The 26,472-nt window shown below is 72.3% G+C and carries 25 protein-coding genes and 1 tRNA gene; 16 read left to right on the top strand and 10 right to left on the bottom strand.

The genetic code is table 11. From position 1 onward, the window contains the following. Positions 1 to 157 precede the first annotated feature (157 nt). Both AB0I89_RS22790 and AB0I89_RS22785 read left to right on the top strand, forming a co-directional pair. Positions 158 to 718 (top strand): hypothetical protein, encoded by a 561-nt coding sequence (locus AB0I89_RS22790; protein ID WP_357130410.1) that lies wholly within the window; start codon positions 158 to 160, stop codon positions 716 to 718. Positions 719 to 821: 103 nt separating this feature from the next. After that, positions 822 to 2,153, top strand: a complete 1,332-nt coding sequence (locus tag AB0I89_RS22785; RefSeq protein WP_357130099.1) for an NAD(P)/FAD-dependent oxidoreductase — start codon at positions 822 to 824, stop codon at positions 2,151 to 2,153. Positions 2,154 to 2,264: 111 nt separating this feature from the next. On the opposite strand, the gene AB0I89_RS22780 is transcribed toward AB0I89_RS22785, so the two are convergent. Beyond that, entirely contained in the window at positions 2,265 to 4,106 is a 1,842-nt protein-coding gene (locus tag AB0I89_RS22780; RefSeq protein WP_357130096.1) for a hypothetical protein, read from the bottom strand. Between the two features lie 101 nt (positions 4,107 to 4,207). On the opposite strand from AB0I89_RS22780, the gene AB0I89_RS22775 reads away from it, so the two are divergent. From AB0I89_RS22775 to AB0I89_RS22760, 4 genes are all read left to right on the top strand, one after another. Further along, positions 4,208 to 4,291: transfer RNA gene (locus AB0I89_RS22775), tRNA-Leu, on the top strand. A gap of 107 nt (positions 4,292 to 4,398) precedes the next feature. Then, positions 4,399 to 5,214: a Bax inhibitor-1/YccA family protein gene (locus AB0I89_RS22770; protein WP_357130093.1), complete on the top strand. Its 816-nt coding sequence runs from the start codon at positions 4,399 to 4,401 to the stop codon at positions 5,212 to 5,214. Positions 5,215 to 5,350: 136 nt separating this feature from the next. Continuing rightward, a complete protein-coding gene (locus tag AB0I89_RS22765; RefSeq protein WP_357130090.1) occupies positions 5,351 to 6,109 on the top strand; it encodes a Bax inhibitor-1/YccA family protein in 759 nt (252 codons plus the stop codon). Between the two features lie 140 nt (positions 6,110 to 6,249). Then, entirely contained in the window at positions 6,250 to 6,570 is a 321-nt protein-coding gene (locus AB0I89_RS22760) for a hypothetical protein (RefSeq protein ID WP_357130087.1), read from the top strand. Positions 6,571 to 6,667: 97 nt separating this feature from the next. Here AB0I89_RS22760 and AB0I89_RS22755 read toward each other — a convergent pair whose 3' ends face one another. The 3 genes from AB0I89_RS22755 to AB0I89_RS22745 form a co-directional block, all read right to left on the bottom strand. After that, positions 6,668 to 7,930 carry an acetyl-CoA C-acetyltransferase gene (locus AB0I89_RS22755; RefSeq protein WP_357130084.1) on the bottom strand — a complete coding sequence of 421 codons (1,263 nt, stop codon included), beginning with the start codon at positions 7,928 to 7,930 and terminating at the stop codon, positions 6,668 to 6,670. Between the two features lie 78 nt (positions 7,931 to 8,008). Beyond that, the gene (locus AB0I89_RS22750; protein WP_357130081.1) at positions 8,009 to 8,821 is read right to left on the bottom strand and encodes an SGNH/GDSL hydrolase family protein; all 813 of its coding nucleotides are present in this window, start codon (positions 8,819 to 8,821) and stop codon (positions 8,009 to 8,011) included. After that, the gene (locus AB0I89_RS22745; RefSeq protein WP_357130078.1) at positions 8,818 to 9,867 is read right to left on the bottom strand and encodes an SGNH/GDSL hydrolase family protein; all 1,050 of its coding nucleotides are present in this window, start codon (positions 9,865 to 9,867) and stop codon (positions 8,818 to 8,820) included. The genes AB0I89_RS22750 and AB0I89_RS22745 overlap by 4 nt, the downstream gene beginning before the upstream one ends. Before the next feature lie 150 nt (positions 9,868 to 10,017). Between AB0I89_RS22745 and AB0I89_RS22740 the strand changes: the two genes are divergently transcribed. After that, positions 10,018 to 10,374: a YkvA family protein gene (locus AB0I89_RS22740; protein ID WP_355048830.1), complete on the top strand. Its 357-nt coding sequence runs from the start codon at positions 10,018 to 10,020 to the stop codon at positions 10,372 to 10,374. Positions 10,375 to 10,446: 72 nt separating this feature from the next. Then, positions 10,447 to 11,817 carry a cystathionine beta-synthase gene (locus AB0I89_RS22735; protein ID WP_357130075.1) on the top strand — a complete coding sequence of 457 codons (1,371 nt, stop codon included), beginning with the start codon at positions 10,447 to 10,449 and terminating at the stop codon, positions 11,815 to 11,817. A gap of 191 nt (positions 11,818 to 12,008) precedes the next feature. On the opposite strand, the gene AB0I89_RS22730 is transcribed toward AB0I89_RS22735, so the two are convergent. From AB0I89_RS22730 to AB0I89_RS22715, 4 genes are all read right to left on the bottom strand, one after another. Further along, on the bottom strand, positions 12,009 to 12,518 hold the full coding sequence (locus AB0I89_RS22730; protein ID WP_357130072.1) for a GNAT family N-acetyltransferase: 510 nt from the start codon (positions 12,516 to 12,518) through the stop codon (positions 12,009 to 12,011). Then, entirely contained in the window at positions 12,515 to 13,444 is a 930-nt protein-coding gene (locus AB0I89_RS22725) for a ribonuclease Z (protein WP_357130069.1), read from the bottom strand. The genes AB0I89_RS22730 and AB0I89_RS22725 overlap by 4 nt, the downstream gene beginning before the upstream one ends. A 363-nt stretch (positions 13,445 to 13,807) precedes the next feature. After that, positions 13,808 to 14,470 carry a peptide-methionine (S)-S-oxide reductase MsrA gene (gene msrA / locus AB0I89_RS22720; RefSeq protein WP_357130066.1) on the bottom strand — a complete coding sequence of 221 codons (663 nt, stop codon included), beginning with the start codon at positions 14,468 to 14,470 and terminating at the stop codon, positions 13,808 to 13,810. A gap of 74 nt (positions 14,471 to 14,544) precedes the next feature. Then, positions 14,545 to 14,967: an HIT family protein gene (locus tag AB0I89_RS22715; RefSeq protein ID WP_357130063.1), complete on the bottom strand. Its 423-nt coding sequence runs from the start codon at positions 14,965 to 14,967 to the stop codon at positions 14,545 to 14,547. A gap of 103 nt (positions 14,968 to 15,070) precedes the next feature. On the opposite strand from AB0I89_RS22715, the gene AB0I89_RS22710 reads away from it, so the two are divergent. The 5 genes from AB0I89_RS22710 (at position 15,071) to ilvA (ending at position 21,193) form a co-directional block, all read left to right on the top strand. Further along, positions 15,071 to 16,120 carry a hypothetical protein gene (locus AB0I89_RS22710; protein WP_357130060.1) on the top strand — a complete coding sequence of 350 codons (1,050 nt, stop codon included), beginning with the start codon at positions 15,071 to 15,073 and terminating at the stop codon, positions 16,118 to 16,120. 113 nt (positions 16,121 to 16,233) lie between these two features. Next, the gene (locus AB0I89_RS22705) at positions 16,234 to 17,376 is read left to right on the top strand and encodes a cystathionine gamma-synthase (protein ID WP_357130057.1); all 1,143 of its coding nucleotides are present in this window, start codon (positions 16,234 to 16,236) and stop codon (positions 17,374 to 17,376) included. Positions 17,377 to 17,406: 30 nt separating this feature from the next. Then, positions 17,407 to 18,798 (top strand): amidase family protein, encoded by a 1,392-nt coding sequence (locus tag AB0I89_RS22700; protein WP_357130407.1) that lies wholly within the window; start codon positions 17,407 to 17,409, stop codon positions 18,796 to 18,798. Between the two features lie 47 nt (positions 18,799 to 18,845). Beyond that, a complete protein-coding gene (locus AB0I89_RS22695; RefSeq protein WP_357130053.1) occupies positions 18,846 to 19,778 on the top strand; it encodes a DUF4328 domain-containing protein in 933 nt (310 codons plus the stop codon). A 194-nt stretch (positions 19,779 to 19,972) separates the two neighbouring features. Continuing rightward, the gene (ilvA, locus tag AB0I89_RS22690) at positions 19,973 to 21,193 is read left to right on the top strand and encodes a threonine ammonia-lyase (RefSeq protein ID WP_357130050.1); all 1,221 of its coding nucleotides are present in this window, start codon (positions 19,973 to 19,975) and stop codon (positions 21,191 to 21,193) included. Between the two features lie 48 nt (positions 21,194 to 21,241). Here ilvA and greA read toward each other — a convergent pair whose 3' ends face one another. Next, a complete protein-coding gene (gene greA, locus AB0I89_RS22685) occupies positions 21,242 to 21,739 on the bottom strand; it encodes a transcription elongation factor GreA (RefSeq protein ID WP_355048818.1) in 498 nt (165 codons plus the stop codon). 157 nt (positions 21,740 to 21,896) lie between these two features. Then, positions 21,897 to 22,337, bottom strand: coding sequence for a DUF4307 domain-containing protein (locus AB0I89_RS22680; protein ID WP_357130047.1), 441 nt, complete (start codon positions 22,335 to 22,337; stop codon positions 21,897 to 21,899). 201 nt (positions 22,338 to 22,538) lie between these two features. Between AB0I89_RS22680 and mca the strand changes: the two genes are divergently transcribed. The 3 genes from mca (at position 22,539) to AB0I89_RS22665 (ending at position 26,472) form a co-directional block, all read left to right on the top strand. Then, positions 22,539 to 23,420: a mycothiol conjugate amidase Mca gene (mca, locus tag AB0I89_RS22675; protein WP_357130044.1), complete on the top strand. Its 882-nt coding sequence runs from the start codon at positions 22,539 to 22,541 to the stop codon at positions 23,418 to 23,420. 48 nt (positions 23,421 to 23,468) lie between these two features. Next, a complete protein-coding gene (locus AB0I89_RS22670) occupies positions 23,469 to 23,762 on the top strand; it encodes a hypothetical protein (protein WP_357130041.1) in 294 nt (97 codons plus the stop codon). A gap of 229 nt (positions 23,763 to 23,991) precedes the next feature. Next, on the top strand, positions 23,992 to 26,472 hold the full coding sequence (locus tag AB0I89_RS22665; protein ID WP_357130404.1) for a bifunctional diguanylate cyclase/phosphodiesterase: 2,481 nt from the start codon (positions 23,992 to 23,994) through the stop codon (positions 26,470 to 26,472).

Below are 26,472 nucleotides of genomic sequence, written 5' to 3'. Positions count from 1 at the left end.
GGGTTTGCGAGCCCCGCAGTCGCGAACGACAGGAGCACGGTGAGCGCGAGGAGTGAGCCGGGTTTGCGAGCCCCGCAGTCGCGAACGACAGGAGCACGGTGAGCGCGAGGAGTGAGCCGGGTTTGCGAGCCCCGCAGTCGCGAACGACAGGAGCATGGTGAACGCGATCGGGGAGCGGGTTCGGGCCGCTCAGGACGCCGTGACCCGGATCAGCGCCATACCGCTGCTGGTACGGGTCGCCATCTTCGTCACGACGCTGGCCGGTTTCGCGGTGGCGTTTCCCGGCGAGGTGTTGACCGGTCGGCCGCTGCTGTTCCTGGCGGTCGCCGCGCTACTGCCGGCCGTGGGTCCGCGCCGGTTGTGGCCGACGTTCGCGGCGCTGGTGATGGCGGGTGGCTGGCTGCTCGCGACCGACGGGTACGGCCGGCCGGTGGCGTTGTGGCGGTTGCTCGCCGTCGCCGCGCTGCTGTACCTGGGGCACTCCCTGTGCGCGCTGGCGGCACTGCTGCCGTACGACGGGGTGGTGGACTCCGGACTGATCAGCCGGTGGTTGTCGCGGGTGGCCGCGGTGCTCCTGGGTACGGCCGTGCTGGGGGTGCTGCTGTTGCGGGTGGCGGGTCTTGGTGGCGAGACCGGTCACCAGTGGGTCACCGTGCTCGGGCTGCTGGTGGCGGTGGGTGTCGCCGCGTTGCTGGGTTGGCTGCTGCGGCGTAGGTGAACCGGTGTTGCAACAGGGTTACGCAGGTCACAGGGGTTGTGTTCCGTCACAGATGGGGGGCGCGAGCGGGATTACCTGAGCAGGGCGGGGAAAGATAGATGACGTGAATCCGAAGCGGATCCTTGTGGTGGGTGCCGGGCACGTCGGTCTCTACGCCGCCCTGCGCCTGTCGAAGAAGCTCAGCTCCCGTGAGGCTGAGGTCATCGTCGTGGACCCCCAGCCCCACATGACCTATCAGCCGTTCCTCCCCGAGGCCGCGGCGGGGAACATCTCCCCCCGGCACGCCGTGGTGCCGCTGCGCCGCGAGCTGCGCCGGTGCACGGTGGTGGCGGGGACCGTGACGCGTGTCGAGCACGACCGCAAGGTGGCGACCGTGCAGCCGATCGCCGGCCCGGCCCGGGAGATCGCGTACGACCACGTGATCGTGGCCCCGGGGTCGGTGTCCCGGACGCTGCCGATTCCGGGCCTGCACGAGCAGGGCATCGGGTTCAAGACCATCGGCGAGGCGATCTACCTCCGCAACCACGTGCTGGACCGGCTGGACATCGCGGCCGCGACCCCGGACGCGGAGGTCCGCCGTTCGGCGTTGACCTTCACGTTCGTCGGCGGTGGGTACGCCGGCATCGAGGCGCTCGCCGAGATGGAGGACATGGCCCGGGACGCCCTGCGCTACTACCCGGAGCTGAAGCCGGAGGACATGCGCTGGGTGCTCGTCGAGGCGACCCAGCGGGTGCTCCCCGAGGTCGACCGGGACATGGGCGCCTACACGGTGCAGCAGCTCACGAAGCGCAACATGGACATCCGGCTGGACACCCGCCTGGAGTCCTGTGTCGACGGGGTCGTGAAGCTCTCCGACGGGGACAGCTTCCGGTCCGACACGATCGTGTGGACGGCGGGCGTGAAGCCGTCGCCGATGCTGGACGCGACGGACTTCCCGCGCGACGATCGTCGGCGGGTCACCTGCATCCCCACCCTGCAGGTGGTCGACGGTGACCGGGTGATCGAGGGCGCGTGGAGCGCGGGTGACTGCGCCGCCGTGCCGGACCTGACCAAGGAGCCGGGCAACTTCTGCTCGCCGAGCGCGCAGCACGCGGTGCGTCAGGCGGCGCGGATGGCCGACAACATCGTCGCGGTGATCCGGGGTCGCGAGCCGGTCGACTACAAGCACAAGCACGCCGGCAGCGTGGCCAGCCTCGGCCTGCACAAGGGCGTCGCCCAGGTGTACGGCATCAAGATGACGGGTTGGCCGGCCTGGTTCATGCACCGGACGTACCACATGAGCCGGATCCCCTCGTTCAACCGTAAGGTCCGGGTCGTGGTGGACTGGTCGCTGGCGTTCTTCCTCAAGCGTGAGGTGGTCGCGCTGGGCCAGTTGCACGACCCGCGCGAGGAGTTCGTCGAGGCGTCCCAGCCGGTCGGCGCTCCGCGCGTCTGACTTAGCTGTAAGGAAGGGCACCTTCTTATCGTTTCCGGTATAGAAGGGGGCCCTTTCTTTCACCCGGCCGGCATCGGCTCACCTCGGCGGCGTCGGCGCGCTGCGGTAGCGTCAGACTCGCCAGATCCAGGCGTCGGCGATGCGGGTGGCGGGGCCGTACAACTGTTCCAGGGTTGCCCGCAGGCTGTCGGCGTGCGGGGCGTCATCGGTCAGTGCCACGCAGGACGCGCCCCAGAAGTCCGCGTCCTTCGCGGCCTGCCGGCGCTGCTCGTCACCGATGGCCGGTTGGTCGCCGCGGCGGGCGACGTCGGCCAGCAGGGCCGAGGTGGGCTGCTTGAAGGTGCCCATGGCGGCGGTGCCACCGCGCCCGTAGGGGCCGATGAAGAACCCCTCGGGCAGGCCGAAGCCGGCGTTGGCGGCGGCCGCCCAGCGCATCGGCCACGGCTCCTTGGGGGTGGGCAGCGGCACCGGGACCAGCACACCACCGGGCTCGACGCACTGCCGCCAGTGTCCGCCGGTGACGAACTCCGGCAGGGCGGGCCGCCCGGCGGTCGGCAGCGGGGTCGGGAAGATCGGCAGGAGAGCCGCGACGACGGCGAGCGGCACCAGCCGACGCGCCCGCCCGGTGCTGGCCAGTGCCCGGTCGACGGCGAGGGCCAGCACCGTCGCGACGATCGGCAGCAGTGCCAGCCCGAACCGCATCGGCAACGCGCCGTCCACCACCGGCAGGCCGGAAAGCAGGGCGTACGGGCCGGGCAGCGCGGTGCGGGTGCCGCCGAGCACCACCTCCGGGCCGAGCGAGAGGGCGCCCATCACGAGGGCCGCCGCCACACACGCCAGGATCAGCCGGCGTCGCCCGGCCCAGATCGCGCAGACGGCGGTGACGAGCAGCAGCGGCCAGCCGAGGAAGGTGTTGTACTCGGCCGGCCCGGTGGTGAGTCGCGACGCCTCGTCGCTGCCGGCCACCGACAGCGGTGAGACCGCCCACCAGCTGCTCAGGTCGGCCGAGAAGTAGGCCGGGCTGAACATCCCGTCGGCGACACCCTGCGGCCCGGCGAACTGGAACCACAGCGGGTAGCCGAGCACCAGCATCGCCAGACCGGCGGCGATCGCCAGTCCGCCAGCGAACCCGGGCAGCGCTCTCCGGGCGAGGTTCCGGTCCGCGAGGGCGTAGGCGATCGCCATCACCAGCAGCGTGACGGCGCTGAGGAAGAGCACCTCCTCGCCGATGAAGACCTGTGCGGTCACGGCGACCGCCAGCCCGGCTGCGGAGCTGATCATCTGCCGTCGGTCCGGGCCGGTGGGCCGACCACGACCCTCGCCGGGGTCAGACGCCCGCAGCAGCCGTACCACCAGCCAGACGATCACCGGCACCAGCCACTGCGCCGTCATGTGCAGGTGGCTGTTGGTCTGCGAGACCATGCCGGGGCCGAAGCCGCACAGACCGCCGCCGAGCGCGGCGGCGAGCCGGCGGACGCGCATCGTCCGGTGGAACAGCAGGTACCAGGCGAGGGCGGTGCCGGCCAGGTTGGCGGCGGCGAGCAGCGCGAAGGAGGTGGGCGCACCGAACAGCAGGGTGACCGGGGCGCAGAGCACACCGAGCGCGATGATCGTGGTGTTGGCCATCAGGTTGACGCCGTCCGGGGCGTTGAGCCGGTCGGTGAGCAGGTGGAAGTCACCGAGCAGCGCTCGTGCGTCGACGGCCAGGAACCATTCGTAGAGCGTCTGGTCCTCGGGGTTGAGCGCCAACGTGCGCCCGCCCGGGTCGGGCCACAGCCCGTGGGTCAGCCAGCCGGCCAGCGCCACCCACACGAGGGCGACCAGTAGATCCGTCCGGTGGCGGCGGGCGGCCGTGCGCAGCCGTCCGGCCCGGCTCGCGCGCTCTGCCGGATCGGCGAGGCGGACCGCCTGGTCAGGGGCGGCGTCGGGGGCCGTGGGGGCTGCGCTGCTCACGGCATCGACCCTAATGTGGCCAAGCCGGCGGGGTACGCCGGGTCGCCGCCGACCGGCTACGGTGACACTGCACCGTGCGTGTCGACGCGCGGGTGCCACCCGCCCGGGTGGTGGAACGGCAGACACGGCCGCCTTAAAAGCGGCTGCCGAAAGGCGTGCGGGTTCGACCCCCGCCCCGGGCACCATCCGGCACGGCCTCGCGTTCCCATTCGTGATCACCAGGAGTGGGTCGGGCAGTTTACTCTTGGTGGGCACGTTCACGTGCAAACGACCCCCTGAGGGAGGCCAGACAGTGAAGACCTCGAACCCGGTGCTCGCCCGGCTCGGCCAGGCGGCCGAGCGGGAGCGCTCCGCCGGGTACGCACCGACCGGGCCGTACGGACAGCCCGGCATTCCGCAGCAGTACCCGTCCCAGACCGGCTACCCGGCCGCACCGCCCACCGTGGCGCCCATGACCGTCGACGACGTGGTCGTCAAGACGGTCGCCCTGCTCGGCATCCTCGGCGTCACCGCTGCGGCCGCCTGGGTGCTCGTGCCCGACTCGCTCCTCGGCGCCGCCTGGATCGGCGCGGCGGTGGTCGGCCTGGTGCTGGGCTTGATCATCTCGTTCTCCCGGATGGCCAACCCGGCGCTGGTCATCGCGTACGCGGTGGTCGAGGGCGTCTTCGTCGGCATGGTCAGCAAGGCGTTCGAGACCTTCTACGACGGCATCGTGCTTCAGGCCGCCGTGGCGAGCTTCGGCATCTTCTTCGTGATGACGATGGTCTACAAGGCGAAGATCATCCGGGCCACCCCGATGTTCGTGAAGATCGTGTCGACGGCCATCATCGGCCTCGCCGCGGTGATGCTGATCAACCTGGTGCTGGCGCTGTTCGGCGTCAACACCGGGCTGCGGGACGGCAGCCCGCTCGCGATCGGCTTCAGCCTCGTCTGCATCGTGGTCGCGTCGCTGAGCTTCGTGCTCAGCTTCAAGGAGATCGAGGACGGCGTCCGGATGGGCCTGCCCCAGCGCTACTCCTGGGTGGCCGCGTTCGGCATCCTGGTCAGCCTGGTCTGGCTCTACATCGAGATCCTGCGCCTGCTGAGCTACTTTCAGGGCGACGACTGACCTCGTCCGCACCGCTGACCGGCGCCCGCTCCCGCTTCCCGTGGGGGCGGGCGCCGTCGTCCGCGCCGTTTCGCCGCCACCGCCGGGCCGTCCGGGGGAGAGTGAATCTCCTGGGGTACGGGCGAAGGAGGCGACGGTGCGCAGCGACAACCCGGTGCTCAACCGGCTGGACGAGACCGGCCGGTTGGAGTCCCGGGTGGTCAGCTCCCGCGACGTCGAGCCGATGACGGTCGACGACGTCGTGGTGCGTACCGTCGGATTGCTCCTGCTCACCGGCGCGACCGCCGCGGTGTCCTGGGCGGTGGTGCCCGACGCGGTGTGGTTGGGCGCGGCCCTGGCCGGCACCGCCCTGGCCTCGATCGTGCTGGTCCTGGTCATCTCGCTGCGGGGGATCACCAATCCGGTGCCGATCATCGGCTACGCGCTGCTCCAGGGGCTGCTGCTCGGGGTGGCCAGCCGGGCCTTCGAACAGGTCTACCCGGGGATCGTCGTGCAGGCGGTGGCCGGCACCTTCGGTGTGTTCCTCGGCATGGCCGCGCTGTACCGGGCCCGGGTGATCCGCGCGACCCCCCGACTGGCCCGGCTGGTGATCGGCACGCTGCTCGGCATCGCCGTGCTGAGCGTGGTCAACCTCGTGTCGTACCTGATCTCCGGGCGGCCAGGGCTGGCGGTCTACAGCGTCAGCGGGGAGGTCGGCTGGCTGCCGTACGCCTTCTCGGTGGTGGCGATCATCGCGGGCGCGTTCAGCTTCATCCTCGACTTCGACCTGGTCGAGCGTTCGGTGCGCGACGGCCGACCGCGCCGGTACGCGTGGCTGAGCGCGTTCGGTCTGCTGACCGGCCTGGTGTTCCTCTACTGGCAGTTGCTGCGGTTGCTCAGCTACCTGCGTCGCTGACCGGCCGTCCGCCGTCCGACTCGCTTTACCGAATGTCCGGGGTGTCCGGGGCGCGGGGATGCCCCGGTTTCCAGAAAGTCGAGTTGATCACGGCTGCTCCGGCCGGTTGTGCGGCGTGGGTCGACCGTAGACTCGGCGCGGTGAGCGTAGCGGAGTTGGAGCAGGCCGTGCGGTTGCTGGTCGGCCAGGTCGGGCACTGGGAACAGCCGCGCTGGGCCGCGACCGCGACCACCGGCAACGTGCCCCGCGCCGACCTGGTGCACCGTCTGGTGCAGGAGGTCGCCAACCTCGCGGCCGACGCCGAGGGGCAACCACGGCGAACCGTGCCCCGGCTCGACAACGACCTGGCCCTGCCCGACCAACTGCGGGTGGTGACGGCCGACCTGCTCGCCGCCGGGGCCGACGCCGAGGTGCTGACGCGGGCCGCCGCCGAGGTGACGGCGACCCGCAACGCGCTGTGAGTAGCGGCGCGCCCGGTGCCGCGCGCCCGGCGACCCAATGCGGCTCGCCGGCTGCCCCCGGGCAGCCCGCAGCCGGGCGCCCGGCGCGCTCAAACCGTCAGCTGAGCCGCTCGAGCACCATGGCCATGCCCTGACCGCCACCGACGCACATGGTCTCCAGACCGATCGTCTTGTCGTGCCATTCGAGGGCGTTGAGCAGGGTGCCGGTGATTCGGGCGCCGGTCATGCCGAACGGGTGCCCGACGGCGATCGCGCCGCCCATCACGTTCAGCTTCTCCTCCGGGATGCCCAACTGGCGGTAGGAGGGGATGACCTGAGCGGCGAACGCCTCGTTGATCTCGACCAGGTCGACGTCGTCGATGGTCATGCCCGCCCGGCGCAGCGCCTGCCGAGACGCCTCAACCGGCCCGAGGCCCATGATCTCCGGCGACAGCGCGGTGACGCCGGTGGAGACGATCCGGGCCAGCGGGGTCACGCCCAGCTCCTCGGCCCGCTGGGCGCTCATCACCACGACGGCGGCGGCCCCGTCGTTGAGGGGACAGCAGTTGCCCGCGGTGATCCGGCCGTCGGGGCGGAACACCGGCTTCAGCCCGGCGACCGCGTCGAGGGTGACGCCGGGTCGGGGACCGTCGTCGGTGCTCACCACAGTGCCGTCCGGCGTGGTGACCGGTGTGATCTCCCGGGCCCAGAAGCCGTCCGCGATGGCCTTCTCGGCGAGGTTCTGGCTGCGTACCCCGAACTCGTCCATGTCGGCGCGGGTCACGTCGTACACCTGGGCCAGGTTCTCCGCGGTCTGCCCCATGGTCAGGTAGATGTCCGGCAGGTCGCCGCTGTCGCGCGGGTCGGTCCACACCTCGGCGCCGCCCTGGGCGCGGCGCTTCGAGCGCTCGGCCGCGGACGCGAAGCGCGGGTTCTCCCAGCCGCCGCCGACCAGCGCCTGCGCCTCCGGCGGCAGACCGTCGGAGCTGCCGCGGGCGTACCGGGAGACCATCTCGACCCCGGCGGAGACGAACACGTCGCCCTCGCCGGCGCGGATCGCGTGCAGGGCCATCCGGGTGGTCTGCAACGACGAGGCGCAGTAGCGGGTCAGCGTCGCGCCGGGCACGGTGTCCAGGCCGAGCAGGGTGGCCACCACCCGGGCCATGTTGAAGCCCTGCTCGCCGCCGGGCAGGCCGCACCCGAGGTAGATGTCGTCGATGGTGCTCGCGTCGAGCTGGGGGATCTTGTCCAGGGCGGTCCGGACGATGGTCGCGGCGAGGTCGTCGGAGCGGACATCGCGCAGGGACCCCTTGTGGGCCCGGCCGATGGGGGAGCGGGCGGTAGCGACGATGACGGCATCGCGGGGCGACTCAATCGGCATGGGCCAACGTTAACCCGCCGGTAACATGGCGCGGAAGAAGCGGGGGCGGCGGGAAATGTCACCCTCGCCGGGCGTGCGTCACCGCCGGGAGGCGACCGCCGCGGCGGCCACGATGGCCGGTAGCAGGGCGTGCGCCCACACCCGGTAGCCGTCGGCCGACGGGTGGAAACCGTCGTGGCACAGCGTGCCCGCGTCGGCTCGGAACACCGGACCGGTCTCGGTGGCCAGGTCGACTACCGTCCCGCCCGCCTCCAGCACCGCCGTGGTCTGCGCGCGGGCCATCCGCCGACCGGACCAGCCGACGAGCTGACGCAGCGGCGGCGCGATGGCGTGTACGGCCCCGAGGTCGGGGCAGGTGCCCACCACCACCTCGACGCGTGCCTCCCGCAGCCGGTGCACCGCCGCCCCCAGGTACGCGGACGCGTCGCCGGGCCGGCGCAGCCCGGTGGCGTCGTTCGCGCCGATCAGGATCAGCGCCACGTCGGGTCGCTCGCCGAGCAGGGCCCGGGCGACCTGGGTGGTCAGGTCGGTGGAGCGGGACCCCGAGACGCCGACGCTGGACAGGTGCACCCGACGGCCGGACGGCCCCTCGGCGAGGAGGTTGGCCAACTGCCCGCCGATGGTGTCCTCGAGGCGGTCGACGCCGACACCCAGTGCCGACGAGTCACCGAGCAGCACCAGGCGCAGCGGTGCGGCTTCGGCCCGGCCGATCGTGGCGCGCAGCGCCAGCCCCAGCTCCGGCTGGGCGTAGCGCCGGTGGCGCGCGACGAACGCTTCGCCGGCCAGGACGGCGGCGCCGCCCACCGTGCCGGCCAGCAGCGAGAGCGCCGCCGCCCGACCCAGCCGGCCGGGGAAGCCGGCGGTCACGTCCCGCTCGCTGCGCTCGTTCATGCCAGTCCCTCCACTGTCGAGGTGTCCGCGGAGCCTGCCTGCGGCACCGCGTGCACACCGAAGAACGCCCGGCGACGCAGCTGCGCCCACCGGCCGGCCGGCCCTCGGTCGCGGCCCCGGACCTGGGCGCCGCTGACTTCGGTGCCGGCGTGCCGGGCCGCCTCCTGCGCGGCCTCTGGCAGCGACCGTACGCCCTCGCCCCGCGCCGGTGTAACCCGTCGTTCGTGCCCCGCACCGAGCGCGGACAACATCGTCGGCAGCAGGGCGGCGGCGGCCATGGCGTACCCCTCGGCGGAGGGGTGGAACCGGTCCCAGGCGAACATCCGCAGCGGCTCGGCCGCGAACCGCGGGCCGAGCAGGTCGCCCAGGGACACCGTCCAACCGCCCGCCTCAACCACGGCCACCGTCTGCGCGGCGGCGAGCTGGCGACTCCACCGGTGCGCCAGCCAGCGCAGCGGTGGCTGGATCGGCCGGATCGCGCCGAGGTCGGGGCAGGTGCCGACGACCACCTCGCAGCCGGCGGCGCGCAGCGAGCGGACCGCCTCGACCAGGTAACGCACGGCCAGGCCGCGCGGGGTGCGGTTGGTGATGTCATTGCCGCCGATGAGGATCACCGCGATGTCCGGGGAGCAGTCGAGCGCCGCCTCCACCTGGTGACGTAGGGCCGCGGAGATGGCCCCGACCACCGCGAACCGGCGCAGCAGCACCGGCCGGTGCAGCCGCCGGGAGAGGCCGGTGGCGAGCAGCGCTCCGGGTGTCTCCCGGCGGCGGTGGACCCCGTAGCCGGCCGCCGACGAGTCACCGAGCACGACCATGGTGAGCGCGGGGCCGGGGAACTTCGCGCCGTACATCCCGTCGCAGCGCGGCGGGGGCGCCTCGGCCATCGGAATGGTGCGCCGGGCCTGGCGGGCCTGGCCGAGCAGCACGCCGCCGGTCGCCATCGCGGCCGCCGCGGTGGCGCCCGTGCCGATCGCCGCCAGTCGGGCGATCCGCCAGGCCTGCCGCCGGCGCGGACCAACGGGTACGACAGAACCAGCCACCCCCATATGGCGACATTATCGCGCCGGCCCGACACACCGCTGTCGTCGTCACGGCTCGCGGATGCCTGGAAACCGACGCGACGGGGTACCTGTCCGGTGGAGGCCGGCCGACTTGCGCCGACCCGCCACGCTGATCCGGCGGAGAGGAGCGCGACGATGGGGAAGACACTGAAGCGCAGCGCGGCGTTCGCGGCCCTGGCGCGGGCACTGATGGCGGGGGCGCGGGGCGGACCGTCGCTGGGCGCCCGGCTGGCGGCGCTGCCCCGGATGATCCGGGCCACCACCAGAGGCGAGTACGACGGTGGCCTCCGGCTGGCCCTCATGACGGCGGCCACGGCGTACATCGTCTCGCCCATCGACTTCCTGCCCGAGATCCCGCTGGCGATCTTCGGGCTGGCCGACGACGCCGTCATGGTCACCTGGCTGGCGGGCAGCGTGCTCTCCGAGACCGACCGCTTCCTGGAGTGGGAGGCCCGGCGCAGCTCGGTCATCCCCGGGGGTCTGGTGCACTGACGGCACGTACGCTGGGCGGCGAGGATACGTCTGCCCGGCCGCCGTCGCCGGCGCCGCAACGAAGGGCACACCGTGCAGTACTACGACAACGTCGTCGACATGATCGGCAACACTCCGCTGGTCCGCCTGCGGAGCGTCACCGAGGGCATCCAGGCCACCGTGCTCGCCAAGGTGGAGTACGTCAACCCGGGCGGCTCGGTGAAGGACCGCATCGCGCTGCGCATGGTCGAGGACGCCGAGGCGGCCGGTCTGCTCAAGCCCGGCGGCACCATCGTCGAGCCGACCAGCGGCAACACCGGCGTCGGGTTGGCCCTGGTGGCGCAGCTCAAGGGCTACCGGTGCGTCTTCGTCTGCCCCGACAAGGTCAGCCAGGACAAGCAGGACGTGCTGCGGGCGTACGGCGCCGAGGTGGTGGTCTGCCCGACGGCGGTCGCCCCGGAGGACCCGCGCTCGTACTACAACGTCTCGGACCGACTGACCCGCGAGATTCCCGGCGCGTGGAAGCCCGACCAGTACAGCAACCCGGCGAACCCGCGCTCGCACTACGAGACCACCGGCCCGGAGCTGTGGAAGCAGACCGAGGGCGGGCTCACCCACTTCGTGGCGGGCGTCGGCACCGGCGGCACGATCTCCGGCATCGGCCGGTACCTCAAGGAGGCCTCCGACGGCCGGGTGAAGATCGTGGGCGCCGACCCGGAGGGTTCGGTCTACTCCGGCGGCACCGGCCGGCCGTACCTGGTGGAGGGCGTCGGCGAGGACTTCTGGCCCGAGACGTACGACCGGGGCGTCGCCGATGAGATCATCGAGGTGTCCGACAAGGCGTCGTTCGAGATGACCCGGCGGCTGGCCCGCGAGGAGGGGCTGCTGGTCGGCGGCTCCTGCGGGATGGCAGTGGTGGCCGCGCTGGAGGTGGCGCGTAGGGCTGCCCCGGACGACGTCGTGGTGGTGCTGCTGCCCGATGGCGGCCGGGGCTACCTTTCGAAGATCTTCAACGACTCGTGGATGGCCCGGTACGGCTTCCTCGACAACTCCGGCGCCGAGCCCACCGTGGCCGACGCGCTGGCCAGCAAGCCGGGCGGGCTGCCCGAGTTGGTGCACGTGCACCCGACCGAGACGGTCCGCGACGCGATCGACTACATGCGTGAGTACGGTGTCTCGCAGTTGCCGGTGCTCAAGGCCGAGCCGCCCGTCGTGACCGGCGAGGTCGCCGGCTCGATCGCCGAGCGGGACCTGCTCGACGCGCTGTTCACCGGCCAGGCTCACCTGCACGACACCATCGAGCGGCACATGGGTGACCCGCTGCCGATGATCGGTGGCGGCCAGCCGGTCAGCGAGGCCGTGGGCCTGCTGGAGAAGTCCGACGCCGCCCTGGTCCTGGTCGACGGCAAGCCCAAGGGCGTCCTGACCCGCCAGGACCTCCTGTCCCACCTGGGCGCCCACTAACCGCCCACCCCACCCACCCACCCACCCCACCGCGTCGATCATGGACTTGTGGTGGTGAGCAAAGGGGGCAGAAATGCCTAAATTGCCCACCACAAGTCCATGATCGACGGGGGAGGTGGAGGCCGGGGGAGGCGGGGGCCGGGGGAGGCGGGGGCCGGGGGAGGTGGGGCCGGGGAGGGGAGGGGGAGGGGTTAGAGGGTGCGGGTGTAGCGGAGTTGGGTTGTGGGGGCCGTGCCCATCTTCTCTTCGCGTTCGGCCCCCGTCGGGGTCCAGCCGCCGCGCTCATAGAACGCGCGGGCGTGGGCGTTCTCCCGCAGCACCCAGAGCACCGCGCGACGCCAACCGCGGTCACGCATGGCGTCGAGCGCGTCCACCATCAACGCGCGGCCGGTGCCCCGCCCCTGCTCGGCCGGGTCCAGGTGGATCGCGTTGAGCAGCCCGGTCGTCGGATCGTCCTCGTCGTCCGGCCCCAGGTAGCTGAACCCGACGAGCCCGCCGACGCGTTCCGCCACGATCAGCCGGTGGGTGTCACGCTCCCAGCTCCACCGCTCGACCCAGTACCGTCCCATCGCCTCCCCGGTCGGTTTGGCCAGCGCCTCGGCCGGCAGGAACGAGGAGTACGCGGCGACCCGGGACCGTTGGTGCAGGGCACCGACCCCCATCAGGTCGTGATCGGTGGCGGGGCGGAGCGTGACAGTCACCCGGCCGAGGCTACCCGGCGCGGCGGGACCTGCACGGTGGTCAGATCCTCGGCGACAATCAGATCGCCGTCGAAGTGCGCGCGAGCCTCGTCATGGAACCGGCGCGGGTCGGGATAGCGCTGGGAGAAGTGCGTCAGCACCAGCGTGCGTACCCCCGACTCGGTCGCCACCCGCGCGGCCTGGGCCGCGGTCAGGTGGCCGACCTCGGCGGCCAGCGCGGCCTCCGACTCCAGGAACGTCGACTCGATGACCAGCAGGTCGGCGTGCTCGGCCAGGGCGTACACGCCGTCGCAGAGGCCGGTGTCCATCACGAAGGCGAATCGCTGCCCCGGTCGGGGCTCGCTCACCTCGTCCCGGGTGACGCGACGCCCGTCGAGGTCCAGGTGGCCGACGCGGATCAGCTCGCCGACGGCCGGGCCGGCGATGCCGTACGCGGCCAGCTTCTCCGGCAGCATCCGGCAGCCGTCCGGCTCGACGAGCCGATAGCCGTACGTCTCGATGGGGTGTCGCAGCCGGCGGGCCTCCAGCGTCCCGCAGCGCAGGGCGATCCGCTGCCCGTCGGTCTCGATCGGCGTTACCGCCAGCTCGGCGCTCTCGTAGAAGGAGGTGGCGTGCCGCAGCCGGGCGAAGTACTCGGCGCCGCCGGCCGGGAAGTGCACGGCGACCGGGTGCGGGACCCGGTCCAGTGAGAGTCGCTGGATCGTGCCGGGCAGACCGAGGCAGTGGTCGCCGTGGAAGTGCGTGACGCAGATCCGGGTCAGGTCGCTGGCGGTGACGGTGGTGTGCAGGAGTTGGCGCTGACTGCCCTCGCCCGGGTCGAAGAGGATCACCTCGTCGTCCCAGCGCAGCACGTAACCGTTGTGGTTGCGCTGCCGGGTGGGGGTCTGGCTGGCCGTCCCGAGAATCACCAGCTCGCGCATCGACACGCTGATCTCCCACCGAGATGAAGCGACCCCCGGGGCGCTCCACGCTGTCGCGTGGGCCGGCTGGACTAAGCCGGCACCCCGGGGGTCGGGTGGCTGTCGTGGTTTTCGCCGCACCGCTGCCACACGGTCTCGACGGTCGTACTGGTTGCCCGCCTCGCGGCGGACGATCACTGTCGAGGACAGCGGCTAGCGGACAGCCACCTCACGAGTCCGATTGCTATACAAGTCTGGACCACCTCCTTTCACGTGTACGGCCACGTTATCGAGTTCCCGCCGGGCTCGGCAACGGATTTCGATCACAGGGCCAAACGGGAATGCCCGGCCGCCTCGTCGGCAGCCGGGCATCGCGTTCACGCAGGTGGGTCAGCCGGCGGTACGGGCCACGCCGACCGGGCAGCTCAGGCCGTTCGGGCCGTGGTTGCAGTACCCGTTCGGGTTCTTGGTCGGCGCCAGGTACTGCTGGTGGTAGTCCTCGGCGAAGAAGTAGCTGCCGAGCGGGGCGATCTCGGTGGTGATCTCACCCTTGCCGGCCCGGGTCACGATCGGCTGGAAGGCGTCCCGCGACGACTCCGCGATGGCCCGCTGCTCGTCGGTGGTCGTGTAGATCGCCGACCGGTACTGGGTGCCCACGTCGTTGCCCTGGCGCATGCCCTGGGTCGGGTCGTGGTTCTCCCAGAAGACCTTCAGCAGGTCCTCGTACGTGATCTTGCTGGGGTCGTACACCACCTGGACGACCTCGGCGTGCCCGGTGCGGCCGGAACACGTCTCCTCGTACGTCGGGTTGGTGGTGAAGCCGCCCGCGTAGCCGGCGGAGGTCGTGTACACGCCGGGCAGCGTCCAGAACAGCCGCTCGGCGCCCCAGAAGCAGCCCATGCCGAAGACGGCCACCTGGAGGCCCTCCGGGAACGGACCCTTCAGCGGGGTGCCCAGAACCTCGTGGCGGTCGGCGACCGGCATCGAGATCGGGCGGCCCGGCAGGGCCTGCTCGGGCGTGATCATCTCGGCGTTCATACGGCGCAGGAACACGGTGGGACTCCTCTCATGCGTCTCCCAGCGTGTAACACCGGTGGGTTCTGCTTCCTTACCCGCGCCACTGTGACTCAGGCCCCGCCGTCGAGGGCGGTGGCGATCCGGTCGGCGTAGGTCTGTGCCTCGGCGTCGTCGCTGTACCGGGTGCGCGGCCAGAAGAAGCCACGCAGCCCGTCACCCTTGGTGCGGGGGACCACGTGGGTGTGCAGATGGGGGACGGACTGGGACACCCGGTTGTTCATCGCCACGAACGTCCCACCGGCCCCCAGGCCGGCCTCCACCGCCACGGCCAGCCGCTGGACCAGCGCGAAGTAGCCGGGTAGCAGGTCGGCCGGCAATTCGGCCAGGGTCACCAGGTGCGTCCGGGGCACCACCAGCACGTGCCCCGCGAAGACCGGGCGGGTGTCCAGGAACGCCACCCCGTCCGGCTCGTCGGCGACCCGGAACGCCGGAACGTCACCCGACACGATCCCGCAGAACACGCACCCGTCCATCGCGCCAGGCTATAGCGCCGATCTGCGCTGACGTGCCCCCCACGTACGCATCGACTGTGGTACTCATTTACGGGTCTGGATCAAGAACATGGGGGGAACGCACGTGCACAGCAAGAGAGGCACGACCCTGGCACTGGCCGTACTGGCCGCCGGGTTGCTCACCGCCGGTCTCCCGGGCCCCGCCCAGGCCGCACCCGCGCCGACGGCCACCCCGCTGTCGTTGCCGGCGGTGGCCGACGTGGTCTCGGCCGGTGACCGGGTCTTCGTCAGCGGCGGGCCGTCCTCGACCGACGTCGTGGTGGCCAGCGCGACGGGTGCGGTCGTGGGCACCCTGTCCGGCCTGCCCGGTCCGACCGACCTGTTGCTCAGCGCCGACCGGCAGACCCTCTACGTGGCGCTGCCGACCGCTAATGCCATCGCCGCCTTCGACACCGGCACGCTCGTCGAGTCGGCCCGGTACGACACCGGCGCGGGCGAGTGCCCGTCGTCGCTGGCGCTGACCGGGCGGTACCTGTGGTTCGGGTACGGCTGCGGAGGCTGGGACGGCAACATCGGCCGGATCGACCTGGGCCGCCAGCCGGCGCGGGTGACCACGGGTCTGGACACCGGTAGCGGCTTCTACGGCGCTCCGCTGCTGACCGCCGCCAGCCAGAACCGTTCGGTGCTGTTGGCCGGGCAGCCCGGCCTGAGCCCCGCGTCGGTATACACGTACACGATCGGCACCGGTGGTGCGCTGAGCGCGCCGGGCACCAACGAGTTCATGGCGATTGGCAGCAACCTGCGCGACATCGCCCTCGACCCGACCGGCGCGACCGTGTTCACCGCGTCCGGCGCCCCGTACGAGGTGCAGGCGTTCCCGTTCGCCGACATCACCACCCCGTCGGCGACCTTCCGCACCGGCGCGTACCCCAATGCGGTCGAGGTCTCGCGCGACGGCACCCGGATCGCCGGCGGCGCGGACGCCTCCTACGACCCGGACGTGTTCGTCTTCTCCACGGGCGGCACCGAGCTGGCCCACTTCGAGCTGGGCGACGAGCTCAGCCCCGGCGCGCTGGCCTGGGCCCCGAACGGCGCCCGGCTCTACGCGGTCTCCTACGACTGGACCGGAACCCGCCCGGTCACCCTGCACGTCCTGCCCGTCCCGGCCGCCTGAGGGCCGTTCCCGACGCTGAACCGGAGCGTGGGGTCGGACCGGATGGGTCCGGCCCCCGCCCGGGGCGCGGGTTCCGTGCCGGGTCGCCGGGACGGGGCACTAGCCTCACCAGAATGAGTCACGGCTTCGAGACGCTCGCCATTCACGCCGGTCAGGACCCCGAGGCCCGGACCGGCGCGGTGATCCCGCCGATCTACCAGACCAGCACGTACGCCCAGGACGCCGTCGGCGCGCCTCGGCTCGGCTACGAGTACAGCCGCTCCGGCAACCCGACCCGCGACGCCCTCCAGGAGTGCCTGGCCGCGTTGGAGAGCGGGCCGGTGGGTCTCGCCTTCGCCAGTGGCCTGGCCGCCGAGGACACCCTGCTGCGGGCGGTGTGCCAGCCGGGCGACCACGTGATCATTCCGGACGACGCGTACGGCGGCACCTACCGGCTCTTCGCCCGGGTGGCCCAGCGCTGGGGGCTGGAGTTCACGCCGGCCAAGGTCTCCGACCCGGCCGCGGTCCGGGCCGCCGTGCAGCCCGGACGGACGAAGATCATCTGGGTGGAGACGCCGACGAACCCGCTGCTCGGCATCGCCGACATCGCCGTCCTGGCCGGTGTGGCGCACGACGCCGGCGCGCTGCTGGTGGTCGACAACACCTTCGCCTCGCCGTACCTTCAGCAGCCGATCGCCTTCGGCGCGGACGTGGTGGTGCACTCCACCACCAAGTACATCGGCGGGCACTCCGACGTGGTCGGTGGCGCGCTCGTCGTCGCCGACGCCGCGCTCGGCGAGGAGCTGCGCTACCACCAGAACGCGATGGGCGCGATCAACGGCCCGTTCGACGCGTGGCTCACCCTGCGCGGCATCAAGACCCTCGGGGTACGCATGGACCGGCACTGCGACAACGCCGAGCGCCTCGCCGCCTACCTCGACGGGCACGCCAAGGTGTCCGAGGTGATCTACCCCGGGCTGCCTTCGCACCCTGGTCACGAGGTGGCGGCCAAGCAGATGCGCCGGTTCGGCGGCATGATCTCGTTCCGGGCCGCCGGCGGCGAGGACCACGCCGTCGAGATCTGCAACCGGGCCAAGCTCTTCGTGCTCGCCGAGTCGCTGGGCGGCGTCGAATCGCTGATCGAACACCCGGGTCGGATGACACATGCAAGTGCTGCCGGCTCGCCGCTTGAAGTTCCCGGCGATCTCGTGCGACTGTCTGTCGGCATCGAGACGGTCGACGACCTGCTCGCCGATCTGGAGCAGGCGCTGGGCTGACCGCTGGGGAGGACGGCCGTGCAGGACATCATGGCGACCTGGGTCGGGGCGACCGCCAAGCAGATCGCCCGGGGCGTACGGCGGGGTGACGTCTCGGCCACCCAGGTCGTTGCCGACCACCTCGAGTACATCGCCTCGGCCGACCGCGAACTGGCCGCGTTCCGCGCCGTTCGCGGCGGCGAGGCGATCACCGAGGCGGAGAAGGTCGACGAGCAGGAGGACCTGGCCAACCTCCCCCTGGCCGGGGTGCCGGTGGCCGTCAAGGAGAACACTCCGGTCGCGGGCCTGCCCACCTGGAACGGGTCGGCCGCCGCGCGGACCGAGGTCGCGGAGGCCGACCACGAGGTCGTCCGGCGGCTGCGGGGCGCCGGCGCGGTGATCCTCGGGGTCACCCGGATGCCGGAGCTGGGACTCTGGGCGCTCACCGACGACGACAGCGCGGTGACGCGCAACCCGTGGGACAGCACGCGTACCCCCGGCGGTTCCTCGGGCGGCGCGGCCGCCGCGGTCGCCGCCGGCCTGGTGCCGATCGCGCACGGCAACGACGGCCTCGGCTCGATCCGCATCCCGGCGGCCTGCTGCGGCCTGGTCGGCCTCAAACCCGGCCGCGGTGTGGTGCCCTGCCAGCTCGGCGCGGACGACTGGTTCGGTCTCACCGAGCACGGGATGCTTGCCAGCACGGTCGCCGACGCCGCCGTCGGCTTCTCGGTGCTCGCCGGCCGACGCCCGGAGAAGCTGGTCCCGCCGCAACGGCTGCGCGTCGGTGTCTCGCTGCGCTCTCCGGTACGCGGAGTCTCGCCGGACGCGCCCAACCGGGACGCGGTGGCCGCGGCCGGCCGGCTGCTCGCCGCCGCCGGCCACGACACCGTGCCGGCCGATCCGGTCTACCCCACGGCCCTGGGCCTGCAGGGCCTCGCCACCTGGTTCGCCGCGGCAGCCGCCGACGTCCGGGCCGCCGGGCTGGACCGGCGCGGTCTGCAACGCCGTACCCGGCGGCACGTCGCGCTGGGCGAGTGGGCACAGCGGCGCGGCTACGTCCGGGAGGCCGACCGGGTCGCCTGGCGGCAGCGGTCCGTCGACTTCTTCACCGACCACTCCGTCGACCTGCTGCTCACGCCCGCCCTGGCGAGCGCGCCGCCGGAGGCCGGCCGCTGGTCGGAGCGGTCCTGGCGGGCGAACCTGTCGGCCAACATCAGGTACGCCCCGTACGCCGCGCCGTGGAACGTCGCCGGCCTGCCGGCGATCGTCGTACCGGTGGGACGCCGCCCGGACGGCCTGCCGGTCGCCGTGCAGATCGTCGGTCCGCCCGGCTCGGAGCTGCTGCTGCTCGGCGTGGCCGGTCAGTTCGAGATGACCGCCCCGTGGGTGCGCCACGCGCCCGGCTATCCCCTCGTCGGAACGGGGTCGCCGGCCAGCGCATGATCGTCTAGCGTGTGCGCGCACCATCGCGCGACCCACGGGGGACACCAATGCGCTGCCAGACCTGCGGAGACGCCACGTCCTCCGAGCACAACGAATGCCCGCGTTGCTACACGCCGCTCGGCCAGCCGGCGGTCACGCCGGGGCTGCCGACCTACCGCGTACGGGGGATCGGGCTGGCGGCCAGCGTCGCGGTCGGCGCGACCGCCGTGCTCTACCTGGTGGTGGCGCTGTCCCCGCTGATCGGGATGGCGCTGGCCCGGCGGGCCATGGCCGACGACGACCCGGACCTGCTCCTCGGTGTGGTGATCATCAACGTCCTGGTGGCGCTGACCATGGCCGTGGTCTACCTCACCGCCGCCGTCCTGGTGATCATCTGGACCTGGCGGGCGCGCAAGAACACCGACGCCTTCCCCGGCGCACTGCCCACCCTCGGAGCGGGCTGGGCGATCGCCGGCTGGCTGGTGCCGTTCGCGAACTTCGTGGTGCCGGCCCGGGTCGTGGCGAACATCGCTCGGGACAGCCTCTGGCGGCGGTTCACGCCCACCCTCGTGAGCGTCTGGTGGTGCTCCTGGCTGGTGTTCAGCATCGGCGAGCGGCTGAGCAGCCGCCTCGACGACAGGGCGTACGCGAAGCTGCCGGAGACCCCGTTCAACGACGCCGGCTACCAGGCGTACGTCGACCACTACCGGGACTCGTTGCTTCGCAACGCCCTGCCGGCGCTGGGCTGCGCGGTCGCGGCGGTGACGCTGATCCTGCTGATCCACCGGATCTCCGCCGCCCAGGAGGCCCGGATCGCCCGCGCCGCCCCGGCGTGGCCGACCGCCCCGGTCTGGCCAGCACAAGCCTGGCCGCCGGCCCCGGTCACGTCGGCAGGCCAGCCCGCCCCGGCGGCCCCGGCGGCCGTGGCGCCCTCGGCGGCCGTGGCGCCCTCGGCGGCCGTGGCGCCCTCGGAGACGCCGGGGGCCGCGCCCACGTCGTGATCCACTCCAGATCGCCGATGTGGCGCTGTCCGGGCGACCCGACAGCCCCACGTCGGCGATCTGGAGTGGATCAACGCGGGGGCGGCCCGCAAGTCGGGCGATCGGGGCGTCCGAGGACCGCCGACGCGGGTGGTCGCGTCGCGTACCCCGGTGTCGCCGCCGAGGCCGCCGGGCCCGGATGGCACGATCGGGGCATGACGGAACTGGTCGGCCTCGACGACGTACGGGCTGCGCGGAAACTGCTCGCCGACGTCGTCCGGACCACCCCGCTGGAGCCCTCCCGGCCGCTGAGCGCGGCACTGGGCGGGCCGACGTGGCTCAAGTGCGAGAACGTGCAGCGCGCCGGCTCGTACAAGGTGCGCGGCGCGTACGTGCGGATCTCCCGGCTGTCGGCGGGCGAGCGTGCGCGTGGCGTGGTCGCGGCGAGCGCCGGTAACCACGCCCAGGGCGTCGCGCTCGCCGCCGGGTTGGTCGGCACGCACGCGACGGTCTTCATGCCGGTCAACGCGCCGCTGCCGAAGGTCGCCGCCACCAAGGGGTACGGCGCGCAGGTCGAGCTGGCCGGCAACACCGTCGACGAGTCGCTGGTGGCCGCGCAGACGTACGCGGAGCGGACCGGTGCGGTGCTCATTCACCCGTTCGACCACCGGGACGTGATCGCCGGGCAGGGCACGGTGGCGTTGGAGATCCTCGAACAGTGTCCCGACGTGCGGACGATCATCACGGGCGTGGGCGGCGGCGGCCTGATCTCGGGCATGGCGGTGGCCGCCAAGGCGCTCCGCCCGGACGTACGCATCATCGGGGTGCAGGCGGCGGGCGCGGCGGCCTTCCCGCCCTCCCTGGTGGCCGGAGAGCCGGTCCGGCTGCCGGCGTTCGCCACCATCGCGGACGGCATCGCGGTCGGACGGCCGGGGGAGATCACCTTCAACCATGTCCGCAAGCTCGTCGACGAGATCGTCACGGTCTCCGAGGAGGACATCTCGCGGGCCCTGCTGATGCTGCTGGAGCGGGGCAAGCAGGTCGTCGAACCGGCCGGGGCGGTCGGCGTGGCCGCGCTCCTGGCCGGCGTGGTGGAGGTGGAGACGCCGGTGGTGGCGGTCCTCTCCGGCGGCAACATCGACCCCCTGCTGATGATGCGGGTGATCGAGCACGGTCTCGCCGCGGCCGGCCGCTACCTGCGGGTGACCGTGCGCTGTTCGGATCGGCCCGGGCAGCTCGCGTCACTGCTCAGTCAGATCGCCGAGCACCGGGCCAACGTGGTGGACGTGGAACACCAGCGGGCCAACCCGCACCTCGGCCTCGGCGAGGTGGAGGTGGCGCTGTCGGTGGAGACCCGTGGTGTGGAGCACTCCGACACGTTGATCAGCGCGCTGCGGGCCAGTGGCTATCAGGTGGTGTTCGCCGCCGAGGCGTGACAGGCGGTGCCACGCCCCGGCGGCGTTACACCGTAGGGGGGTTGCCGCTCAGCCGGAGAACGGCTCGAAGCTGACCACGGTCACCTTGATGTCGGCGCCACTCGGTGCCGTGTAGGTGCAGGTCTGACCGGCGCGACCACCCAGGATCGCCTTGCCCAGGGCCGACTCGGGGCTGTAGACCGTCAGGTCGGTAGTGGCGGCGATCTCCCGCGAGCCGAGCAGGAAGGTCTCGGTGTCGTCGGTGTCGTCGTCGAAGTAGATCGTCACCACCATGCCGGGTGACACCGCGTCGGCCGTCGGCGCGGCGCCGACCTTGGCGGTGCGCAGCAGCTCCTGCAGGTAGCGGATGCGACCCTCAGCCTTGCCCTGCTCCTCACGGGCGGCGTGGTAGCCGCCGTTCTCCCGCAGGTCGCCCTCTTCGCGGCGGGCGTTGATCTCGGCCGCGATCGCCGGCCGGTTGGCGATGTGCTCGTCGAGCTCGGCCTGGAGGCGGTCGTACGCGTCCTGGGACAGCCAGGTGGCGGGCGCCTCGTTGCCAGTGGACACAGGCGTTCTCCTCGGTTGTGCGTGGCTGGCTGACAGGTGAACTACCAAGTTACCAGTGCGGTACGACACAGCGTGTCGGCGATCACCGCCGGTGTCCGGATCCGGCACCCGCGCTCGATGCCGGGCGACGGCCGTTACCGGGTGATGTCTCCGCAGTTCAGGACGGCGCTCGGCAGCGCAGCACCTCGCCGATGAACGGTCGGGCGCTGGTGTTCAGCCGGTGCCGGGCGCCGACGTGCCGCTCACCCGGGCCGGCGGTCACCGTGACCTCGTCGCGGCCCACCTCGACGCCGGCGCGGTCCCGGGCGCGCAGGACGCAGACGGCCGAGCCGCCCTCCGGCACACGTACCCGGAAGTCGACCACCACCTGGTTGTCCGTGATGTCGGTGTACGTGATCACCTGGGCGTCGTAGACCGGATCGCCGTACTGCCGGTAGAGCCGCAGTGAGATCAGGCTCAGCCCCACCACCAGCACCAGGAGCACCAGGGCGGCCAGCAGCGTACGACGCCGGCCTCCGCCGGGTGCCCGGCGTCGGCCGTAGCGCCCGGCCGGGAAGACCGGCGCGCCCGGTGAAATTGTGGCGTGCGTCTCGGTCACCGGCGGGTATCTCCTGGCGTTGTTGTCGGCGGCATCGGCAAGAATGGCAGGAGTCCATCCTCCCAGCCCGGCCGAATGCCAGGAACGGCAGGTCGGGTCCCGCAGGTGCCGACCGGCGGCGGGGCGGGGGAGGTTCCTGGCAGGTCAGCCGGTCGAGCCCGGTCGGGTCCACCGGCCGACACAGACGAGGAGCGCCGTAAGTTGGCAGAGCAGCTGCGTCTCATGGCCGTCCACGCGCACCCGGACGACGAGTCGAGCAAGGGTGCGGCGACGATGGCGAAGTACGTCGCCCAGGGGGTCGACGTGCTGGTGGTGACGTGCACCGGCGGTGAGCGCGGCAGCGTGCTCAATCCCAAGCTCGACCGGCCCGACGTCTGGGCCAACATCGCGGACATCCGGCGGGCCGAGATGGACGCCGCGCGGGCGATCCTCGGCGTCGACCAGGCCTGGCTCGGGTTCGTCGACAGCGGCCTGCCCGAGGGCGACCCGCTGCCGCCGCTCCCCGAGGGCTGCTTCGCCCTCCAGGAGGTCGAGGTGGCCGCCGGCCCGCTGGTCCGGCTGATGCGGGAGTTCCGTCCGCACGTGGTGACCACGTACGACGAGGAGGGTGGCTACCCCCACCCCGACCACATCATGTGCCACAAGGTGAGCGTGGCCGCCTTCGAGGCCGCCGGTGATGCGGAGCGCTACCCCGAGCTGGGCGCCCCCTGGCAGCCGCTGAAGCTCTACTACGACATCGGCTTCTCCAAGGCCAAGATCATGGCGCTGCACGAGGCGGTGCTGGCCACGGGCGCCGAGTCGCCGTACGAGGACTGGCTCAAGCGCTGGGACGAGCGTCCGGACAAGGGCCCACGGATCACCACCCGGGTCGACTGCGCCGAATACTTCCCCGTGCGGGACGACGCGTTGCGCGCCCACGCCACCCAGGTCGACCCGGACGGCTTCTGGTTCCACGTGCCCATGGAGATGCAGCAGCAGGCCTGGCCGACGGAGGATTTCGAGCTGGTACGCACCATGGTGGAGAGCCCGCTGCCCGAGTCCGACCTCTTCGCCGGAGTGCGGGAGACGGCGCACGCGCGCTGATCCCGGCCAGGGCTACCCTGGTAGGCAATCGCACATCGGAGGACGACCATGCTGACCGCTGCCCAGGTGCTCGCGGAGAACAACTTCGGGGACACCCGCACGGGTGGTCTGGCCGGCCCGATGGGCCTCCTCCTCATCCTGCTGCTGGCTACCGCCACCATCCTGCTGATCCGCAACATGAACGCCCGACTGCGGCGTCTGCCCGACCGGTTCCCGCAGCCGGGGCCGGCGGTCGATCCGACCAGGGCCGACGCTTCAGTCGTCGATCCGACAGACGGGACCGGCGCGCATGATTCATCCACGCACGCTCCCAATGGGCACCAGCAGCAGCGGAACGGGTAGTCCGCGCGTGATTCACGCCGAACCGGGTGGCGGACCCCTGTTGCGACCACCCGGTTTGGCTTAGCCTTCCGCCGGGGGACCAAAAGTCCCCGAGACGTGCGCGGGAGGGGGCGCCGATGGCCAGCACAGCACCGGCTGCCCGCCGTACCGTTGGTCGGTCGGCTGACGGGGAAGGTCGATGACCTCCGCTCCGGCCGGCGACCCGTTCGACCGGCTCGGGGTGCACGGCATGCCGGTCCGGCTGCGCGTGCTGACGGTCGCGGTGACGCTGACCGCGCTGGTCGCCGCCGTGGTCGGGTTGACGCTTCCGTCCGGGCTGCCGGCCGACGACCCGCTGGGTGGTCCGGCCCGCTTCGGCATCGCGGTCGGTGTCCTGGCCCTGGCCCAACTCGCCCGGCTCCGGTTCCGCGGGACCGCCGGCATGGTCAGCATCACCTGGGGTGAAGCGGCCCTGATCGTCTGCCTCTATCTCGCTCCGGCCGGCTGGCTGCCGTCGGCCACGCTGATCGGCGCCGGGCTGGCCTGGACGGGGTTGTCCCTGCACAGCGACCGTCGCCCGCCGCTGGAGATCGTCCGGATCGCCGCGTCGCTGGCCGCCGCGTCGGCGCTGGCCGTGTCCGTCACCACCGCGTTGGGGCACCCCCTGCTCACCCCGCCCACTCCGGTGCTGGCGCTTGCCGTGATCGCCGGGTCGGTGACGTACCTGATGGTGACGGGTTGGCTCGGCGCGGTGAGCCTGAGCCTGCGGCACGGGCTGCCGATCGGGCCGCCGCTGCTGGCCGCGCTGCGCGGCAAGTTGCTGATGTTCGTCGGCAACGTGGCGGTCGGCCTGGTCGTGATCGCGCTGCTGGAGCTGGACCCGCGCTGGTTGCTGCTGCTCCCGCCGCTGCTCTGGCTGCTGCAACAGACCTACCGTTACCGCCTGCGGGCGGACCAGGAACGTCGGACGTGGCGCGCCTTCGCCGAGGCCACCGCCGCTCTCAACCAGCTCGACGAGCGGGGCGTCGCCAGCGCGGCGGTGACGGGCGCGCTGGCGCTGTTCAACGCCGAGTTGGTCGATGTCGAGGTGGCCCGGCCCGACGGCAGGTGGCGTCGCTACCGGGGGGACGCCGGGGGCCAGTTGCTCGACCGGGAGGTCGGCCCGCCCGACAAGTCGGAGCCCGACGAGTACGAGTTGGTCCGCCCCCTGTCGGTGGGCGCCGTGCCGGTCGGTCGGCTTCGGGTCCGGTTCCCCCGCTCCGCCCCGCCCACGACCCGCGAACGGGACGCGGTGGCCGCGTTCGGTGACGCGCTCGCCGCCGCGCTGCACGACGCCGCGACCCACCGCGAGCTGCGCCTGGTCACCGCCCGATCGTCGTACGAGGCGGTGCACGACGCGCTCACCGGGCTGGCGAACCGTACGGCCATGCTCGGCAAGGGCGACCAGTCGTTGCGGCAGCTCGCACACGACCACCCGGTGGCCCTGCTGCTGTTGGACATCAACCAGTTCAAAGAGGTCAACGACACCCTCGGGCACGCGGCCGGCGACCAGTTGCTGCGGCTGACGGCCAATCGACTCAGCGCGTTGGCCCGCCCGGGTGACCTACTCGGCCGGCTCGGCGGCGACGAGTTCGCGCTGCTGCTCACCTCGGTTCCCGTGCTGGGTGACCGGGCCGCGCCGATGGCACACGCGCTGCGTCAGGCTCGTGAGATCGCCGAGCGGCTGGCTGCGCCGACCGAGGTGGCCGGGGTGCGGATGTCCATCGAGGTCTCGGTGGGCGTGGTCGTGGCCGACGCCGGCACCGCCGATCTGACCGAGCTGCTGCGCCGCGCGGACATCGCCATGTACCAGGCCAAGGAGGGTGGCGGCAGCGTCGCCGCCTACGACAGCACCCGGGACGCGGCCAGCACCGACCAGCTCGCCCTGCTCGCCGAACTGCGCGAGGCGCTGAAGGTCGACGATCAGTTGGTGTTGGCGTTGCAGCCGGCGGTCGACCTGGCGACCGGCGCGCCCACCGGGGTGGAGGCGCTGATCCGCTGGCAGCACCCCCGGCGCGGCTGGCTGGGCCCGGCCGACTTCATCCGCCCGGTGGAGAACAGCGAACAGCTCGGCACGTTCACCCGGTACGTGCTCGACAAGGCGCTCGGGGTGGCCGCCGGGTGGGCCCGCGAGGGGCTGGACGTCCCGATCTCGGTCAACCTGTCCGCGCGTAGCCTGCTCGACCCCCGCCTCCCGGCGGAGATCGGCGACGCGCTGCGCCGCCACCAGGTGCCACCCCGCCGACTGGTCCTGGAGATCACCGAGACGGTGGTGATGAGCGAGCTGGAGATCATCGACGAGGTGCTCGCCAACCTCCGGTCGATGGGCGTACAGCTCGCGGTGGACGACTTCGGCACCGGCTTCTCCTCGTTGACGTTCCTGACCCGGATCGCCGTGGACGAGTTGAAGGTGGACCGCTCCTTCGTGATCCGGATGGCCGACTCGCCGGAGGCCGCGGCGATCGTCCGGACCACCGTCGGGCTCGCCCACGAGTTGGGGCTGCGGGTGGTCGCGGAGGGCGTGGAGACGGCCGAACAGCGGCTGGCCCTGGCCGAGCTGGGCTGCACGTCCGCGCAGGGCTACCACTTCTTCAAGCCGATGCCGGCCGACAAGATCGGTGCGGTGCTGGGCACGCTGCGCGACTCGGCCGAGTCGAACGTCTTCCGGCTGCGCGCCGACGGCGCCTCCTGA

It is taken from the genome of Micromonospora sp. NPDC049801 (genome assembly GCF_040656575.1).
Lineage (GTDB): Bacteria > Actinomycetota > Actinomycetes > Mycobacteriales > Micromonosporaceae > Micromonospora.
This window is presented reverse-complemented; position numbering and strand designations above follow the sequence as displayed.